A 17,586-nucleotide genomic window follows, 5' to 3' on the forward strand; every position below is an offset into this window, starting at 1 on the left:
CCACCCACCACCAACCGAGGAGGCACCGTGACGGTCGCCGAGCTCCGGGACCGCGCCCTCCGCGTGATGCCGGGCGGCAACACCCGCAGCACGCTCTTCGTGCCGCCGCACCCGCCGTACGCGGTGTCCGGTCGCGGTTGCGTCGTCACCGACGCCACCGGCCACGAGGTCGTGGACTGCAACAACAACTACACGGCGCTCATCCACGGCCACGCCCACCCCGAGCTGGTGGCGGTGGCCACCGAGGCGGTCGCCGCCGGCTCCGCCTTCGGCCTGCCGACGGAGTCCGAGGTGGTCTGCGCCGAGCTGCTGAGCGCCCGCACCGGCCTGGCCAGCTGGCGGTTCTGCAACTCCGGCACCGAGGCCGTGATGATGGCCCTCCGCGGTGCTCGGGCGGCCACCGGCCGCGACCTGGTCGTCCGCTTCGACGGCAGCTACCACGGCACCTACGACGCCGTCGTCGACCCGAGCGCACCCGGGGTGCCGGGCAGCGTGGCCGGGTCGGTGGTGACCCTGCCGCAGGGCGACGGCGAGGCCCTGGCGGAGCTGATGCGGGCGCGGGGCACCGAGGTCGCCGCCGTCCTGATCGACCTCATGCCCAACCGGGCCGGTCTGCGCCCGGCGGATCCGGCCTTCGTCGAGCTGGTCGCCTCCCTGACCGGCCGGTCGGGTGCCCTGCTGGTCGTCGACGAGGTCATCACCCTGCGCCTCGAGGTAGGGGGGCTGCACAGCCGCTACGGCATCGAGCCCGACCTGGTCACCGTCGGGAAGGTCATAGGGGGCGGCTTCCCCGTCGGCGGGGTGGGCGGGCGCAAGGAGGTGCTCGACGCGTTCAGCCCGCTCTCCGACGGCACGGTCAGCTGGGGCGGCACCTTCAGCGCCAACCCCGTGACCATGCGCACCGGGACGGCGGCCCTGCGGTTGTTCGGCGCAGCTGAGGTGGCGGCTCTCAACGCCCGCGGCGACCGGCTGCGCGAGCAGCTGGCCGCCCGCGGTGTGCCGGTCAGCGGATCGGGCTCCCTGGTCCGGCTGCTGCTCCCCGACCCGGGCGCGACCTGGTGGCGGCTCTACGAGCGCGGGGTGCTGGCCGGCACCAACGGCCTGCTCGCCCTGTCGACCGCGATGACCGACGACGACGTGGACACCGTGCGCGACGTCGTGCTCGAGGCCGTGGAGGTTGCGGCGTGACCACCACCGAGCGAGCGGGCGGGTCGGGCTCCGCCGTCGTCCTCGACCGCATCCACAAGCAGTTCGGCGACCTCGTCGTCGTGAAGGACGTGTCCCTGGAGGTGGCCCGGGGCGAGGTGGTGGCCATCATCGGCCCGAGCGGCTCCGGCAAGAGCACGCTGCTGCGCTGCATCAACCTGCTCGAACGGGCCGACTCCGGCCGGGTCGAGGTCGTCGGGCGCGCGGTCGAGCCGGGCGCCGGGGTCTCCAACCGCGACCTCGCCGCCCTGCGACGCAGCGTGGGCATGGTCTTCCAGTCGTTCAACCTGTTCCCGCACATGACCGTGCTGCGCAACGTCTCGCTGCCGCAGGAGCGGGTGCTCGGCCGCAGCCGCGCCGAGGCCGACGAGCGCTCCCGGCAGCTCCTCGAGCGCGTCGGGCTCGGCGCCAAGGCCGACACCTACCCGTCCCGCTGCTCCGGCGGCCAGCAGCAGCGGGTCGCCATCGCCCGGGCCCTGGCCCTGGACCCGGAGGTGATGCTCTTCGACGAGCCCACGTCCGCGCTCGATCCCGAGCTCGGCCTGGAGGTCCTCGCGGTCATGCGGGAGCTGGCCGCCGAGGGCATGACCATGGTCGTCGTCACCCACGAGATCCACTTCGCGGCCGACGTCGCCGACCGGGTGGTCGTCATGGCCGATGGTGCGGTCATCGAGGAGGGCACCCCGGAGCAGGTGCTCCGGTCGCCGGCCACGGAGCGCGCCCGCCGTTTCCTCAGCGCGGTGGTCGACCGCTGATGGACGTCCTCCAGGCAGTGCTGCTGGGCGTGCCGGTCACCCTCCTGGTCACGGTCCTGGCCTTCGCGCTCGGCGCCGTGCTCGCGGTGCCCCTGGCCGCCGCCCGCCGCTCGCGGGTGGCCCCGGTGCGGTGGCTGGGCCGGGCGGTCATCGACGTCGTCCGCGGCATCCCCCCGGTCGTGTGGCTCTTCCTCATCTTCTTCGGCCTCGGCCGGGATCTGATCCGGCTGGAGCCGATCGAGGCGGGCATCATCGGCCTCGGGATCATCTCCGCCGGCTACCTGGCCGAGATCTACCGCGGCGGGCTCTCGGCGGTCCACCGCGGCCAGTGGGAAGCCGCCTCCGCGCTCGGCATGGGCCGGACCGACCTCATGGTCCGCGTCGTCACGCCGCAGGCGTTCCGCGTCTCGCTCCCCGCCGTCACCACCTACGCGATCAGCCTGCTCAAGGACTCCACGATCGTGTCGGCCATCGGGGTCACCGAGATCCTGTTCCGCGCGACGCAGACGGCGCGTTCGATGGGATCGGGGCTGACGCCCTTCTTCGTGGCCGCGGCGATCTACATCCTGCTCAGCGCGCCGCTGGCCTGGCTCTCCCGCGGCCTCGACGCCCGGCTCCGGGCGAGGGTCGCGCGATGACCGGCCTGTTCACCTCGTGGGGCGAGTGGCTGCCCCGGCTGCTCGAAGGCCTGGGCACCAGCGTCCAGCTCACCCTGGTCAGCCTGACCATCGGCGTGCCCCTCGGTCTGCTCCTCGCGCTGCTCAGCTCGGCCGCGTCGCGGCCGGTCCGGTGGACGGCGATCGGGCTGGTCGAGATCGGCCGCGGGACGCCCGCGCTGGTCATGCTGCAGTTCGTCTACTACGGGCTCCCCTCGGCCGGGTTGTCGCTGACCGCCTTCGTCTCGGCGGTGGCGGCGCTGTCCCTCACGACCGCCGGCTACACCAGCGAGATCCTCCGCGCCGGGCTGCAGGCGGTGCCGGCCGGGGAGATCGAGGCGGCCGGCGCCCTGAGCATGTCCCGCCGGGACACGCTGCGGTTCGTCGTCGTCCCGCAAGGGGTGCGGATCGCCCTCCCGTCCCTGATGGGCTTCGCGATCCTGATCTTCCAGGCCACCTCCCTCACGTTCACGATCTCGGTCGTCGAGCTGCTCAGCCAGGCGTACTCGATCGGCGCCGCCACGTTCCGCTATCTCGACGTCCTCCTGCTGGCCGGCCTCCTCTACCTGGCCGTGACCATCCCCGCCGGCTGGCTGACCAACCGCACCGAACGGCGGCTGTCCCGCCACCTCTGACCGCACCACCGGCTCCACCCGCACCGAGCTCCACCGCACCGCAGCGCGACGGCTCTCCTGCCGTCGGGCCCGATCGTCCTGAGGAGGACACCGTGAAGACGCACCGCCTGAGCGCCGCCGTCATCGCCCTGGGTTCCGCCGTGGCCCTCGTGGCCTGCGGCTCGGAGTCCACCACCAACGAGGTGGCGGCCGACTGCGAACCCGCGCACGAGTTCGAGACCGTCGAGGAGGGCGTGCTCACCGTCGCCCTCACCAACACCCCGCCGTACTCCTTCGAGGAGGACGGGGAGGCCCAGGGCATCGACAGCGACATCCTCCGGGAGGTCGCCGCCGACGAGTGCCTGACGATCGAGTACGCGCCCTACACCTACGCCACCGCGGTACCGGCCGTGGAGACCGGCCGCGTGGACGTCGCGGTGGGCGGCTTCTACCGGACGGCGGCGCGCGGCGAGGTCGTCACCCTCAGCGCCCCGGTCTACCTCGACGAGCTGACCGTCATGTCGACGGACGGCGTCTCCACCGTGGACGACCTCATGGGTAAGACCGTGGGCACCGTGGAGGGCTACCTCTGGGTCGACGCGCTGCGGGAGCTGCTCGGCTCCAGCTTCCGCACCTACCCCGACTCGCTGAGCCTCGCGCAGGACCTCACCGCCGGCCGGCTCGACATCGGGCTCGACGGCTACGGCGCGGCGGCGCAGTCGACCGAGGGCACTGACTTCCAGATCGCCGTGCTCGAGCAGGACCCGCGCGTTCCCGCCACCGAGGAGCCGTCGCAGACCAGCCTGCTCCTCGACCCGAGCAACGACGCCCTGGCCACCGCGATCGACGACCACATCGCGCAGATGCGCGAGGACGGCACGCTGGTGGAGATCTTGGAGGCCAACGGGCTGCCGGCGTCGGCCGCCGAGGTGGGTGACCCCCGGCTCATCTGAGCCGTTGCTCCGCAGGGGCCCGTGGTCGCGCATCGCCGTGACCGCGGGCCCCGCCGTGTCCCCGCCGTCGGGCTGGGCATCCGCCTCGCGAGCCAAGCGCTCGTCCCGCGTGGCCGACGAGAACGTCGACATGGTTCGCGGACGGGTGCGGCCGCAGGGCAGGGCCCGGTCCTGGCTCAGCGAGACGGGTCCACCATGGTCATGCCCGCCACCGTCGCACGGTCGAACCCGGGGAGCAGCGCAGCCGCCTCGTCCAGTCCGATCGTGCGTTCCACCAGCCGCTCGGGGTCGAGCGCACCCTGCTCGATGAGGGCCAGCATCCCCGGGTAGTCGGCCGCCGCCATCCCGTGGCTCCCGAGCAGATCGAGTTCCCAGCCGATCACCCGCTCCATCGGGACCCGGGGGTGCCCGCCGACGGGTGGCAGCAGCCCGACCTGGACGTGCCGGCCCCGACGGCGCAGGGCGAGGATGGCGTCGGCACAGGTCTGCTCGCTGCCCACGGCGTCGACTGCGACGTGGCTGCCGCCACCGGTCAGGTCGCCGACCACGGCGGGGACGTCGATGCCGTCCGCCCGCAGGGTGTGCTCCGCGCCCAGCGCGGCGGCGACGTCGAGCGCCTCGGGATTGCGGTCCACCGCGACGACCCGGCCGCCCAGCGCGCGGGCGATCATGACCGCGCTGAGGCCCAGACCGCCGGCGCCGAGCACGGTCACCCACTCCCCCTCTCGGACCCGCGCACGGCCCACCAGGGCGCGGTACGCCGTGGCGAACCGGCAGCCGAGCCCCGCCGCGGCCGCGAACCCGACGTGGTCGGGGATGCCCACGAGGTTGGTGTCCGCGGCGTGCAGGGCCACGTACTCGGCGAACGATCCCCAGTGGGTGAAGCCGGGCTGCTGCTGATCGGGGCAGACCTGGGCCTCCCCGGCCCGGCACCACGCGCACCGGCCGCAGCCGCAGACGAACGGCACGGTGACGCGGTCACCGATCCGCCAGCGACGGACACCGGCACCTCGCTCCACCACCACACCGGCGAGCTCGTGCCCCGGTACGTGCGGGAAGGCGATGTCGTCGTGGCCTGCCCAGGCGTGCCAGTCACTGCGGCACATCCCGGTGGCCATCACCCGCACGACCACCCCGTTCGCCGGCGCGGCGGGCACCGCCACCTCCCGCACGAGGGGCTGTGCCCGGACAGCGTCGACGACCATGGCGCGCACCCCGCCATGCTGCCAGCCCGCGGGAACCGGCCGGGAACGCCTCGCCCCAGAGCGACGGCGTGGCCGGCCGCTGCTGCACGGGTGCGAGGGTCAGGCGCCTCCGGTGGTGCGCCTCGTCGCCGCACCGGACCGCCCGCGGGGCGTCCGCTCCTGCGCCGCTTCCCGGCGGCGGGTCTCGTCGATCCACGCGTCGATGCCCTCCCACCAGTGGTAGAGCCAGTCGACCTGCTCGGTCGCCGCGCGGGGCACGTCGGCCGCCGGGACGAACCACCAGCGCAGGTGCAGCGTCTTGTCCATGGGCAGGCCCCGCCACAGGTCCCGCACCGTGTTGAGGTGCTCCAGCCCGGTGTGCGCGACGAAGACGACGTCCGCGTGCGGGGCCGCCTGGAGCGCCGCGGCGACACCGGCCGGCCGCGGTGGCAGCACGTGCTGCATCGCCTCGGCCCGGCGGACCGCGGCGAGCAGCCCCCGGGAGCGCAGCCGCTCGATGGCCCGGAAGCGACGCTGCGGGGTGAAGTTCGCCCCCTCGGGGAAGACCAGGAGGGCGTCCTCCTCGCCGAGCTCTCGGGCCAGGTCGGCGATCGCCCGTACGGAGGCCTCGGAAGCCCCCGGCCCGGCCGCGACGAAGTGGTTGGGCAGCCGGTTGAGGTAGAGGTCGATCAAGGGGTCGAGCTGGAGGAAGTCCTTGAGCACGATCCGCGGCCGGCGGAGGTGGTCGCGGTTCATCAGGGTGTGCACGAGCAGGAGCGAGTCCCCCGGCCCCGCATGGCGGGAGAGCACGATCATGGCGTTCGTCGAGCCGGGCTGGCCGTCGTCGAGCGGTGACCAGGACGCGCCGTCGGTCACCAGCCGCAGGGCGAAGATCCGCTGCGCCACCCGCATGAGCACGTCGAGGAGCACGCGCAGGACGGTGTAGTGCGCCCCACGGTAGGCCGACCGGGTCAGCAGGCCGGCCCGCCGCAGCGTCCACAGCACCGCGCCGGCCGCCTGGCCGGCGACCTGCAGCGCCACGTACACCAGCACGAAGAGCAGCAGGCGCAGCGCCCGCCAGCGGCCGGGGAGCCACACCGAGACGATCGCCGCCACGAGTACCAGCACCGGCAGCAGCACGATCCCGGCCACGAGGGCACCCAGCAGGAGGGGGCCGGCGAGGCGGCGCACGGGGCGCGGTGGGAGCACGTCAGACCGTCCGGCCGTCGGACGGGTGGGTCCGCGCCAGGTGCTCCAGGGCGGCGTCCCGGGCCCGGTCGATCCGGCTCCGCACACCGGAGAAGTCGCGGTAGCGCAGGTTCCGCAGGTCACCGGCCGAGGGCTCGGCCTGCTCCCCCGAGGGCAGGACGTGCAGCGTCACCCCCGAGGGCAGCGCCGCGAGGTCGGCGGCGAACCGGTGCCGCCGGGCGATCTCGAACGCCACCGTCGCGACCTCCCAGGGCCGGGTCGGTGGGCGCAGCGGCCGGTCGATCCGCCCGACGTGGAGCACGTAGATGGTGTCGGCGCCCAGCGCCACCGCCCGGCCCACCGGGATGCTGTGCACCAGCCCGCCGTCCAGGTAGTGCTCGCCGTCGAGCTCGACCGGCGGGAGCAGGCCGGGCACCGCGCAGGACGCGAGCACCGCGGGGACGAGCGGCCCGTCGGAGAACCAGTGCTCGGCGGCCCGCTCGATGCTGGCGGCGACGCACTGGAACGGGACCTGCAGCTCGCCGAAGGTCTCCACCGGCAGGTGCCGGGCGAGCAGGTCGCGCAGCGGCTCCCGCGGGTGCAGGTGGGTGCGCGTGCGCACCAGCGTCCCGACCCGCGCGAGCACGGAGCCGGCCAGGACCCCCTCGGATGCCAGCTCCTCCCAGACGGCGCGCATCCGGTCCACCGCGGCCGGCGTGGGGTCGGCCGCGACGAGCGCGCCGTTGATGGCGCCCACCGACGTGCCCACGATCAGGTCCGGGCGGATTCCGTGCTCGAAGAGGGCCTCGAGCATCCCGACCTCGGCCGCTCCGAGCACTCCCCCGCCGCCGAGGACGAAGGCCGTGCCTCCTCCACCGGCCGGCACCTGCGTCGAAGCCATGGCCGCATCCTGCCAACTCCCCGCCCGGCCGGCCGGACGTGCGGGACCCGGCACCGCTCCGGTACCGACGACGCGGCGGGGAACCCCGCCGTCCAGCGGATCGGGTCACGTGAGCGCGGCGAGCACCTTCGTGACGCGGCGGGCGCTCGTCTCCGGAGTGCGGGCACCGGCCACCGACTCCGCGTGCGCCCGCTGCTTGCTGTACGAGAGGACCGCCCAGGCGTCGGCCGCGGCGGGGTGGGCGGCGAAGGCCTCGGCGAGCGCGGGCGGGAGGTCCACCGTGCGCGGCGCGTCGTCGACCTCGAGCCGCACCTCGACCTCGTCCCCCGCCCCACGGCCGGTGGCCGCGCGGGTCGCGGCGTTGAAGGTCACGAGGAACCGGCCGCCCATCGAGGCGGTGGTCGTGCGGTAGGTGTGGCCGCCGTCGACGGTGACGACCACGGGCACCCGCGCACCGCGGCCGAAGCTCCGCAGCACGTCGTCGGGAACGACGATGCCGACGTTGTTCCCGCCGCTCGCCCAGAGGGTGGTGCGAAAGGTGGCCGAGGTGGTGGGGGTGCTGGTCATGAGGGCTCCTGCCGTTCCGCGTCGCTGACGAGCGGTAGACCCCCGCCGCCACCCGTTCTCATCGGTCCGGTCGGCCGACCGCGAGCGGGCGGGATCGACGCACGCCCCCTCGTGCGCGGCGCGGTGCGTCTCCGGTCGCCGACCTGCGACGGAGGGAGGAACGTAGGGCAGGTCGTCGCCGCATGGAGTTCCAGCCCGGACGGAGGTCGCGTGGCACGTGTCCACCTGCTCGCCACAGGCGGCACCATCGCCAGCCGGCAGGGGCCCGAGGGGCTCGCGGCCGTCACCCCCGCAGCCGAACTGCTCGAGGCGGCCGGCCCCCTGGCTGGCCTGAGCGTGACGACGAGCGACCTCGGCACCGTCGGCAGCTTCGCGCTCACGACGTCCGACCTGCGGGAGCTGGTGGCCGAGGCGCGACGCTGCCTGGCCGGCGGGGTGGACGGCGTCGTCGTCACCCAGGGCACCGACACCATGGAGGAGTCCGCGTACCTCGCCGACCTCGTCCACGACGACCCGCGCCCGATCGTCTTCACCGGGGCGCAACGCCCGTTCGACAGCCCGGCTCCCGACGGTCCCGCCAACCTCGCCGATGCGCTGCGGGTCGCCGCCTCCCCCGCCGCGCGGGACCTCGGCGCCCTGCTCTGCTTCGACGGCCTGGCCTTCGCCGCCCGCGGGGTGCGCAAGGTCGACACCCTGCGCAGCGGTGCGTTCGGCGCTCCCGGGCGTGGGCCGGTGATCCGGCTGGCCGGCGAGTCGGTGCTGCCGCTGGCCACGCCCGCGCGCCGCCCACCCCTCCCGCTCGACCTGCGGTCGGAGCTGCCCCGCGTCGACGTCGTGGCCTGCTACCTGGGCGCGGACGCGTCGCTGCTGCACGCGGCGGTGGCCGCCGGCGCCGCGGGCGTCGTCGTGCAGGCCTTCGGCGCCGGCAACGTCCCCCCGGCGATCGCCGAGGCCGCCGAGGAGCTCGTGGCCCTCGGGATCCCCGTCCTGGTGTGCTCCCGGGTGGCATCGGGCCCCGTGGCACCGCTCTACGCCGCCGGCGGAGCCCGCCTGGCGCGCGGCGGGGCCGTGTTCGCCGGTGATCTGAGCCCGTGGCAGGGGCGGCTGCTGCTGGCGGCGGCGCTGGCCCTCGCCCCCGACGATCCGCAGCGGGTCCTGGCCCAGCACCTCACCGGCTGAACCCCCGCCCCGGCCCGGGGCGGCCTACGCGAAGGAGCGCGACGACGATGAGCAAGGAGATCTTCGTGGCCTTCGGTGTCGACATCGACGCCGTGAGCGGCTGGCTTGGCTCGTACGGCGGGGAGGACTCCCCGGACGACATCTCGCGGGGTGTGTTCGCCGGCGAGGTCGGCGTCCCGCGCATCCTCGAGCTCTTCCGGCGCAACGAGCTCACCCAGACGTTCTTCTGGCCGGGGCACTCGATCGAGACGTTCCCGGAGCAGTTCGACGCCTGTGTCGCGGCCGGGCACGAGATCGGCGTCCACGGCTACAGCCACGAGAACCCGATCGCGATGAGCCGGGAACAGGAGCAGGCGGTGCTCGACCGCTGCATCGGGCTGATCGAGCAGAGGGCCGGGCGCCGCCCGACGGGGTACGTCGCGCCGTGGTGGGAGTTCAGCGGCGTCACGAACGAGCTGCTGCTCGAGCGCGGGATCACGTACGACCACTCGTTGATGCACCGCGACTTCGAGCCCTACTACGTCCGGGTCGGCGACTCGTGGACGAAGATCGACTACTCGGCGCCCGCGGAGAGCTGGATGGAGCCGCTCGTCCGCGGGGAGGAGACCGATCTGGTCGAGATCCCCGCCAACTGGTACCTCGACGACCTGCCGCCGATGATGTTCATCAAGTCCAGCCCCAACAGCCACGGCTTCGTCAACCCGCGGGACATCGAGCAGATGTGGCGCGACCAGTTCGACTGGGTGCACCGGGAGATGGACTACGCGGCCTTCACCATGACCATCCACCCGGACGTCGCCGGACGACCGCAGGTGCTGCTCATGCTGGAACGCCTGATCGAGCACATCAACGGGCACGACGGCGTCCGCTGGGCGACGTTCGACCAGATCGCCGACGACTTCCTGCGCCGCTCCCCGCGCACGGCTGGCCGGTCCTAGGTCCGGGCGCGGCCGGGCGTCCCCGCACCGCCGGCCAGGGCGGTGCGGGGACGCCGGGGAACCGGCCCCGATCAGGCGGCCGTGCCCACCATGCCGTGCGGATCGAGCACGTACTTGCGGGGCGCGCCCTGGTCGAACTCGGTGTAGCCGCGCGGTGCGTCCTCCAGCGGGATGACCGTGGCGTTGACCGCCTTCGCGATCTGCACCTTGTCGTGCAGGATCGCCATCATCAGCTGGCGGTTGTACCGCATGACCGGGCACTGGCCGGTGGTGAAGACGTGCGACTTCGCCCAGCCCAACCCCAGCCGGATGGAGAGCGACCCGGTCTTCGCCGCCTCGTCGGCCGCGCCCGGGTCCCCGGTGACGTAGAGCCCGGGGATGCCGAGGGCACCGCCGGCCCGGGTGATCTCCATCAGCGAGTTCAGCACGGTCGCGGGCGCCTCCTGCTGGGCCCCCTCGCCGTGCCCCCGGGCCTCGAAGCCCACGGCGTCCACGCCGCAGTCGACCTCGGGCTCGCCCAGGATCTGGGCGATCTGGTCCTTCGGGTCGCCCTTGGAGACGTCGATCGTCTCGCAGCCGAAGCTGCGGGCCTGGGCCAGCCGGTCCTCGATCAGGTCGCCCACGATCACGACCGCGGCCCCGAGCAGGTGCGCCGACACGGCCGCTGCCAGTCCCACGGGACCGGCGCCGGCGATGTACACCGTCGACCCGGTGGTCACCCCGGCCGTGTAGCAGCCGTGGTAGCCGGTCGGGAAGATGTCGGACAGCATCGTGAGGTCCTGGATCTTCTCCAGCGCCTGGTCGCGGTCGGGGAAGCGCAGGCAGTTGAAGTCCGCGTACGGAACCATGACGTACTCGGCCTGACCTCCGGTCCATCCGCCCATGTCGACGTACCCGTACGCCGAGCCCGGACGGTCCGGGTTCACCGTGAGGCAGAGGCCGGTTCGCCCCTCCTTGCAGTTGCGGCAGCGGCCGCAGGCGATGTTGAACGGCACGCTGACGATGTCGCCGACGTCCAGGAACTCGACGTCGGGCCCCTTCTCCACGACCTCCCCGGTGATCTCGTGCCCGAGGACCAACCCCTCGGGAGCGGTCGTGCGCCCGCGCACCATGTGCTGGTCGCTGCCGCAGATGTTGCTGGTGACCGTCTTGAGGATGACCCCGTGCGGCGTCTTGCGGCCGACGTTGGACGGGTGCACCCCCGGGCCGCTCGACAGCTCCAGCTTGGGGTAGTCCAGGTCCGCGACCTCAACCTTGCCCGGTCCCATGTACCGGACGGCCTTGTTCCCTGCCACCGCGCTCCTCCTCTGGTCCTGGACGGCCCGCGTCGTGCGCGTCCCCTCCGTGGTCCCCCGCGCCGATCGGCGCGGACGTCTCTGCCGTCCGGTCGGGCGGCGCCGCGTCACCCACCGCTCCGGTCGCGGGGCGCGGTCTGGCGTGGCGGGGCGAGCCGTGCTGAGGGTCGGCGGCGAGGGCGCCCCACCAGGCTGACCGGCATCGGGACCTCCGCAGCGGTGCGACCAACGCGTGATCCAGCTCACATGCCGGTCCCTCCCGTCCGCAATCGGGCACGGCACCGGTCCGCGCGGCGGCTACCCGATCCGCGGCTACCTACGACGCGGTGTGAGGGCGTCGACCCCGAGACGTCACCTCGCTCGTCGGGTGCAGGAGCGGCGCCCCCGACCCCGCACCGCGGTCAGGTGCGACCGACGCTGAGCACGGTCAGGTAGGCGGCCAGCCCCAGGGCGAGGCAGCCGGCGATCACCGGGGCGTAGGACCCGGAGGCATCGACGGTCGCACCGGCGAGCGGCGCTCCCACGGCCGAGCCGAGGCCGGCGCTGGTGTACAGCACCCCCAGCAGGCCGCCCAGGCGGGTGGTGCCGAAGCGCTCGGCGACGACCGCGGGACCGATCGCGACGAACCCTCCGTAGCCCACCCCGAGCACCACGGCGAAGGCGGCCAGCACGCCGTACCCGCCACCGACCCCCCACAGCGCGAAGCTCACGGCCATCGTCAGGAAGCACCCCTGGAAGGCGCGCAACGTCCCGGTCCGCGCGGCAACCAGTCCGAGCAGCAGCCGGCCGGCGGTGCTCGCCGCGCCGATCACCCCGACCAGCGCGGCCGCCGCGACCCGGTCGATCCCGGCCTGCTCGGCGTACCCGGGCAGGTGCACGAAGGGCACGAACAGCGCGACGGCCATGAGGCCCGACGCCAGGTACAGCCGCCGGTAGTCCCGGTTCCGGACGGCCTCACGCAGCGTCAGCGCCGCCGGGCCGGTCTGCACCGGCGGGCGCTGCACGACCGCGGCGCACACCAGCAGGACGACCGCGCCGGCCAGTCCGAGCACGAGGTGCGTGTTCCGCCAGCCCAGCTCGCCGATCAGGGCAGCCGCCAGGGGCGCGACGGTGAGCGTGCCCAGGCCGATCCCCGTCACCGCCACCCCGACGGCGATGGTCCGCCGTCCCTCGAACCACCCGCTGACGACGGCGACCATCGGGACGTACGCGCAGGCCACCCCGATGCCCACCCCCAGGCCGTAGGTGAGCAGCCCGATCCACAGCTCGCCGGCCTGCGAGGTCGCGGTCAGCCCGGCCCCGAGCGCGACGCCGCCGACCAGCAGCACCCGCCGGGGGCCGTAGCGGTCCACCGCGACGCCGCTGAGCGCGCCGAGGCCGAAGTAGGTGAGCGAGGTCAGCGCGAAGAAGGCCGACGTGGCACCCCGGCCGGAGCCGAACTCCGCCGCCATGGGCTCGAGGAACGCGCCGAAGGAGTAGGCGATCCCGAACGAGACGAACATGCCCGCGAACGCCGCGGCGACCATGACCCAGCCACGGCCCGTGTCGACGGCTGCCGAGGGGCGCATGGCGGAGGACGATACGAGATCGCCGCGGGTGCGCCCGGGAGGCCGGGCGTCCGGGGTCAGGGCTGCCAGCGTCCGCGGACGTCCTCGGCGAAGGCCGCGTACTCCCGGATCGGGAGCACCTCCTCCAGGGTCAGGTGGTGACTCATCGGTAGGGCGCCCATCACGACCTGGTCGAGCTGGTCGTGCGACTCGACGTCGACGACCCCGATGACCCGGCGTTGCCCGGCGACCTTGTACAGGTTCTTGACGAGCCCCGCCTCCATCGCGCCGAGCGCCGCCTCCGTCTCCCGCTCCCACTCGTCCCAGAAGGCGTCCCGGTCCAGCCGGGTGTGGTCGACGCGGAGGCTGACGTAGAACAGCATCGGGGCGCTCCTGGGATCCGCACGGCGTCCGGCCGGCGCCGGTTCTGTCGGGACGGCCGCAGTGTGTCCGCCCCCGCCCCCTCGGGACAAGAGGCCGGGCCCCGCGCCCGGGCACGGAGGGTCCGACGGCGCTCCGGGCGGGGGTGGCCAGGGTGGGACGTCGACGCGCGAGCGCCCGGGCGTCTCAGGCGCCTCGGGCCCGCTCCCCGCGCCTCAGCCGCGGTCGACCGGGCGGCGGAACAGCTCCCCGACCCGCGAGGGCGGTTGCTCCGCGGGCGGCCGGGGGCGCTGCCGCGCGCCCACGGCGTGCGCGCCGGCCGGCCGGGGCCGGGCGGCCTCGGTGAGCCGCTCGTGGGCGAGGTAGTGCTGCACGACGTCCGGGGCCGCTCGGTGACCGCGGGCGGCGACGTCGTGCCGCGCCTCCCACTCGCAGACCCGCTTCTCGAACTCCGTCATCTGCAGCGGATCCGGCGCCCGGCGCCCGCGCCCGGCCCCCGGTCCCCCCTGTGCGTTCTCCCTGGTGGTCATCCCGCCTCCTCGAGGCCGCTGGTGAGGACCACGGTGCTCCTCCCGGCGCCGCGGGGGCAGGGCGGAAGGTCCCTGCCCGCTCCGCGCGGCCGTCTCACGCACGCGTGCCGGAACGGGCCACTCCGCCGAGCGCACCGTGGCGCGTGTCACCATCGCCCAGGCAGCAGGACCGCTCGCAGTACCGGCCCCGACGCTCCGAGCAGGCGGGCCCGGGCTCCGGACGCGCAGGACACCCAGTGGAGGGCGTGTGATGACGCAGGACCAGGGCCGCACGATCTACGTCGACGGGCAGTGGTGCCCGGCCGACGGAGGTGCCTCCTTCGACGTCACGGACCCGGCCACGGGGCAGGTCATCGGGCAGGCCGCGGACGGTGGCCGGGCGGAGACCGAAGCGGCGATCGCCGCCGCGGAGCGCGCGCTGCCGGCGTGGTCCGGGGCGACGGCCTACCAGCGCGCGGCCGTGCTGGCGAAGGCCGACGGCCTGATGCGCGAGCGCCGCAGGGAGCTGGCCGCACTGATGACCCGGGAGCAGGGCAAGCCGCTCAAGGCCGCCATGAACGAGGTGGCGTACGCCGCGGACTTCCTGGCCTGGTTCGCCGAGGAGGCCAAGCGCATCGGCGGCGTGACGATCCCCTCGGCGCGGGCCGACCAGCGGTTCCTGACCATGCGCCAGGCGGTCGGTGTGGTCGCGGCCATCACCCCGTGGAACTACCCGATCTCGATGCTCACCCGCAAGCTCGCGCCGGCCATCGCGGCCGGGTGCACCTCGGTGCTCAAGCCGGCGGACCAGACGCCGCTCTGCGCGGTCGCGACGGTGCAGCTGCTCGCCGACGCCGGCGTTCCCGCCGGCGTGGTCAACATGGTCACGACCACCCGGGCGGCGGAGGTCGGCGACACGCTGCTGGCGTCACCGGTGGTCCGGAAGCTCACCTTCACCGGCTCCACTGCGGTGGGGAAGATGCTCGCCGCGAAGGCCGCGGCCACGCTGAAGCGGGTGTCGGTGGAGCTGGGCGGGCACGCACCGTTCCTCGTGTTCCCCGACGCCGACCCCGTCCGCGCGGCCAAGGGCGCGGCGCTGGTGAAGTTCCTCAACACCGGGCAGGCGTGCATCAGCCCGAACCGCATCTACGTGCACCGCTCCCTCTACGACACCTTCCTCACGACGCTCGAGCAGCGGATCGCGGCGCTCCGCATCGGCCAGGGCGACCAGGACGGGGTCACCATCGGCCCGCTCGTGGACGAGCGCGCCGTGGCGAAGATGGAGGCCCAGGTGCTCGACGCGCGCACCCGGGGCGCCCGGGTCGTCGTCGGTGGCGAGCGGGTCCAGGTCGACGGGCTCGACGGGACGACCTTTTTCGCCCCCACGCTGCTGGCCGACGTGACGCCGGACATGCTCGTCTCCCGCGAGGAGACCTTCGGCCCGATCGCCGCGGTCACCCCGTTCGACGACGAGGACGAGGTCATCGCCCGGGCGAACGACACCGAGTACGGCCTCGCCGCGTACGTCTACACCAACGACCTGTCGACGGCGATCCGGGTGACCGAGCAGCTGCGTTTTGGGATGGTCGGGATCAACGACATCAATCCCACGTCCGCCGCGGCGCCCTTCGGCGGGGTGAAGGCGAGCGGCCTCGGCCGCGAGGGCGGGTACGAGGGCATCGACGAGTACCTCGACACCAAGCTCGTCGGCATCTCCGTCTGACGCCCCGCCGCCCGGGTGGCGGGGCGCGGCGGGGCCTGCGGCACCCGCTCCGCCGGGAGCGGGTGCCGGGCGGCGGTCACCTGAGGTGGTGCACCTCCTGGAGGCGGTGGACGGGGGTCGGGATCCGCTCGTAGCGCGCCTTCAGCTGCAGCGCGAGGTACAGCGAGTAGTGCCGCGACTGGTGCAGGTTCCCGCCGTGGAACCACAGCGCCTCCTGCTGGGTGGGCTTCCACATGTTGCGCTGCTCGCCCTCCCAGGGCCCGGGGTCCTTGGTGGTGTCCGAGCCGAGGCCCCACACCTTGCCGACCCTGTCGGCCACCTCCTGGCTGATCAGGTCGGCCGCCCAGCCGTTCATCGACCCGTACCCGGTGGCGTAGACGACGAGGTCGGCCGGCAGCTCGGTGCCGTCCTCCAGGACGACGGCGTCCTCGGTGAGGTGGTCGACGATCCCGTGGGCCAGCTTCACCTCGCCGTTCGCGACCAGCTCGGCCGCCCCCACGTCGATGTAGTAGCCGGAGCCGCGGCGCAGGTACTTCATGAACAGGCCGGAGCCGTCCTCGCCGAAGTCGAGCCAGAACCCGGCCTTCTCGAGCCGGTCGTAGAAGTCGGCGTCGCGCTCCTTCATCTGGTCGTACAGCGGGATCTGGAACTCGTGCATGATCCGGTACGGCAGCGAGGCGAAGATCAGGTCCGCCTTCTCCGTCGTGACGCCGGCGGCCAGTGCCTGCTCGGAGTAGAGCGCGCCGAGCCCGATCTCCATGAGGGTGTCGCTCTTGACGATGTGCGTCGAGGAACGCTGCACCATGGTGACGTCGGCGTCGTTCTCCCAGAGGGCCCCGCAGATGTCGAAGGCGGAGTTGTTGCTGCCGATGACGACCGCCTTCTTCCCGGCGTAGGCGTCGGGGCCCGGGTGCGCCGACGAGTGGTGCTGGTCGCCGCGGAAGACGTCCTGGCCGGGGATGACCGGGACGTTCGGCTTGCCGGACATCCCGGTGGCCAGCACGACGTGCGCCGGGCGCAGGGTGAGCGGCTTGCCGTGCCGCTCGACCTGGACGGTCCACTCCCCCTTCTCGGGCGAGTAGGCGGCCGTCGTGGCCACCGTGCTGCCCCAGTACGGGACCTCCATGACCGTGACGTAGGACTCGAGCCAGTCGCCGATCTTGTCCTTGGGTGAGAACACCGGCCAGTTGTCCGGGAACTTCAGGTACGGCAGGTGGTCGTACCAGACCGGGTCGTGCAGGCACAGCGACTTGTACCGGCCGCGCCACTGGTCCCCCGGCCGGTCGTGCTTGTCGACGACGAGAGCCGGCACGCCGAGCTGCCGCAGCCGGGCGCCCAGGGCGATGCCGCCCTGGCCGCCGCCGACGACGAGCACGTAGGGCTGGACGCTCACCCCCAGCTCGGCCTCCTCCTTCTCCCGCCGCTCCAGCCAGGTGAGGCGGTGCTTGTTCGCCCCGTGCTCGGCGCCCATCGGCCGCGCGGCGCCACGTGGCTCCTCGTGGCCCTTGAGCTCGTGCATCGTGGTGAGGAACGTCCACGCCTTCGGCGCACCGTCCTCCTCGACCAGGCGCACCAGCCCGGTGCCGCGGCCCACGGCTGTCTCGAAGGTGAACCACGCGGTGGTGACGCCGTCGGCCTCCTCGGGCGGCTCCGCCACGGTGAACGACGACGGGTCGGTGCGCTCCAGCGTCTGGGTCAGCAGGTCGCTCACGCCGGCCGGGTTCTCGACGGTGGTGATGTTCCAGCTGAAGGCGATCAGGTCGCGCCAGAAGCTGGTGGCGGCGAACATGCCGGCCGCACGCGCGACGTCGCGGGCGCGCAGCGCGTCGGCGAAGTCGGCGAGCCAGCGCTCGGCCCGCTGCGCCGGGGCCTGCGTGGTCGTGTCGAGGGTCTGCGTCATGGCTACCTCCCGCGGGCACGGGTCGACGTGGTGTGATGTGCAGCACAGCGCCCGGGGGTCGGCGGCGGAAGCGTTGCAGCGTGTTGCACG

17 protein-coding genes are annotated in these 17,586 nt (G+C 73.7%); 8 read left to right on the forward strand and 9 right to left on the reverse strand.

The annotated features are described in order from the left end of the window. The first annotated feature begins 27 nt into the window (after window positions 1-27). The 5 genes from ACI8AP_RS03545 to ACI8AP_RS03565 all read left to right on the forward strand — a co-directional run bounded on the left by ACI8AP_RS03545 (window position 28) and on the right by ACI8AP_RS03565 (window position 4,184). A complete protein-coding gene (locus tag ACI8AP_RS03545; RefSeq protein ID WP_456587951.1) occupies window positions 28-1,188 on the forward strand; it encodes an aminotransferase class III-fold pyridoxal phosphate-dependent enzyme in 1,161 nt (386 codons plus the stop codon). Then, window positions 1,185-1,961, forward strand: coding sequence for an amino acid ABC transporter ATP-binding protein (locus ACI8AP_RS03550; RefSeq protein ID WP_456587952.1), 777 nt, complete (start codon window positions 1,185-1,187; stop codon window positions 1,959-1,961). Before ACI8AP_RS03545 ends, ACI8AP_RS03550 begins: the two co-directional genes overlap by 4 nt. Continuing rightward, on the forward strand, window positions 1,961-2,599 hold the full coding sequence (locus ACI8AP_RS03555; RefSeq protein ID WP_456587953.1) for an amino acid ABC transporter permease: 639 nt from the start codon (window positions 1,961-1,963) through the stop codon (window positions 2,597-2,599). The genes ACI8AP_RS03550 and ACI8AP_RS03555 overlap by 1 nt, the downstream gene beginning before the upstream one ends. Then, complete coding sequence (locus ACI8AP_RS03560) at window positions 2,596-3,252, forward strand: amino acid ABC transporter permease (RefSeq protein ID WP_456587954.1); 657 nt, start codon at window positions 2,596-2,598, stop codon at window positions 3,250-3,252. The genes ACI8AP_RS03555 and ACI8AP_RS03560 overlap by 4 nt, the downstream gene beginning before the upstream one ends. A gap of 92 nt (window positions 3,253-3,344) precedes the next feature. Next, window positions 3,345-4,184, forward strand: a complete 840-nt coding sequence (locus ACI8AP_RS03565; protein ID WP_456587955.1) for a substrate-binding periplasmic protein — start codon at window positions 3,345-3,347, stop codon at window positions 4,182-4,184. A gap of 176 nt (window positions 4,185-4,360) precedes the next feature. Here the strand turns inward: ACI8AP_RS03565 and ACI8AP_RS03570 are convergent, their stop codons facing one another. The 4 genes from ACI8AP_RS03570 to ACI8AP_RS03585 all read right to left on the reverse strand — a co-directional run bounded on the left by ACI8AP_RS03570 (window position 4,361) and on the right by ACI8AP_RS03585 (window position 8,024). After that, entirely contained in the window at window positions 4,361-5,389 is a 1,029-nt protein-coding gene (locus tag ACI8AP_RS03570) for a zinc-dependent alcohol dehydrogenase family protein (protein ID WP_456588022.1), read from the reverse strand. A gap of 99 nt (window positions 5,390-5,488) precedes the next feature. Beyond that, window positions 5,489-6,577 (reverse strand): 1-acyl-sn-glycerol-3-phosphate acyltransferase, encoded by a 1,089-nt coding sequence (locus ACI8AP_RS03575; protein ID WP_456587956.1) that lies wholly within the window; start codon window positions 6,575-6,577, stop codon window positions 5,489-5,491. A gap of 1 nt (window position 6,578) precedes the next feature. Then, window positions 6,579-7,457, reverse strand: coding sequence for a patatin-like phospholipase family protein (locus ACI8AP_RS03580; RefSeq protein WP_456587957.1), 879 nt, complete (start codon window positions 7,455-7,457; stop codon window positions 6,579-6,581). A gap of 105 nt (window positions 7,458-7,562) precedes the next feature. Next, window positions 7,563-8,024, reverse strand: coding sequence for a DUF1905 domain-containing protein (locus ACI8AP_RS03585; RefSeq protein WP_456587958.1), 462 nt, complete (start codon window positions 8,022-8,024; stop codon window positions 7,563-7,565). A 210-nt stretch (window positions 8,025-8,234) separates the two neighbouring features. Between ACI8AP_RS03585 and ACI8AP_RS03590 the strand changes: the two genes are divergently transcribed. Together ACI8AP_RS03590 and ACI8AP_RS03595 are read left to right on the forward strand one after the other, a co-directional pair. Further along, window positions 8,235-9,203 carry an asparaginase gene (locus ACI8AP_RS03590; RefSeq protein WP_456587959.1) on the forward strand — a complete coding sequence of 323 codons (969 nt, stop codon included), beginning with the start codon at window positions 8,235-8,237 and terminating at the stop codon, window positions 9,201-9,203. Between the two features lie 47 nt (window positions 9,204-9,250). Next, window positions 9,251-10,141, forward strand: a complete 891-nt coding sequence (locus ACI8AP_RS03595; protein ID WP_456587960.1) for a polysaccharide deacetylase family protein — start codon at window positions 9,251-9,253, stop codon at window positions 10,139-10,141. Between the two features lie 71 nt (window positions 10,142-10,212). Here the strand turns inward: ACI8AP_RS03595 and fdhA are convergent, their stop codons facing one another. The 4 genes from fdhA to ACI8AP_RS03615 all read right to left on the reverse strand — a co-directional run bounded on the left by fdhA (window position 10,213) and on the right by ACI8AP_RS03615 (window position 13,894). Further along, entirely contained in the window at window positions 10,213-11,436 is a 1,224-nt protein-coding gene (gene fdhA, locus ACI8AP_RS03600) for a formaldehyde dehydrogenase, glutathione-independent (protein ID WP_456587961.1), read from the reverse strand. Window positions 11,437-11,837: 401 nt separating this feature from the next. After that, on the reverse strand, window positions 11,838-13,004 hold the full coding sequence (locus ACI8AP_RS03605) for an MFS transporter (protein WP_456587962.1): 1,167 nt from the start codon (window positions 13,002-13,004) through the stop codon (window positions 11,838-11,840). Window positions 13,005-13,060: 56 nt separating this feature from the next. After that, complete coding sequence (locus tag ACI8AP_RS03610; RefSeq protein WP_456587963.1) at window positions 13,061-13,366, reverse strand: muconolactone Delta-isomerase family protein; 306 nt, start codon at window positions 13,364-13,366, stop codon at window positions 13,061-13,063. 213 nt (window positions 13,367-13,579) lie between these two features. After that, window positions 13,580-13,894 (reverse strand): hypothetical protein, encoded by a 315-nt coding sequence (locus tag ACI8AP_RS03615; protein ID WP_456587964.1) that lies wholly within the window; start codon window positions 13,892-13,894, stop codon window positions 13,580-13,582. A gap of 250 nt (window positions 13,895-14,144) precedes the next feature. On the opposite strand from ACI8AP_RS03615, the gene ACI8AP_RS03620 reads away from it, so the two are divergent. Next, window positions 14,145-15,596, forward strand: a complete 1,452-nt coding sequence (locus ACI8AP_RS03620) for an NAD-dependent succinate-semialdehyde dehydrogenase (RefSeq protein ID WP_456587965.1) — start codon at window positions 14,145-14,147, stop codon at window positions 15,594-15,596. A gap of 76 nt (window positions 15,597-15,672) precedes the next feature. Here ACI8AP_RS03620 and ACI8AP_RS03625 read toward each other — a convergent pair whose 3' ends face one another. Then, complete coding sequence (locus tag ACI8AP_RS03625) at window positions 15,673-17,496, reverse strand: NAD(P)-binding domain-containing protein (protein WP_456587966.1); 1,824 nt, start codon at window positions 17,494-17,496, stop codon at window positions 15,673-15,675. Window positions 17,497-17,586: the final 90 nt, after the last annotated feature.

Source organism: Blastococcus sp. SYSU DS1021 (assembly GCF_054050995.1).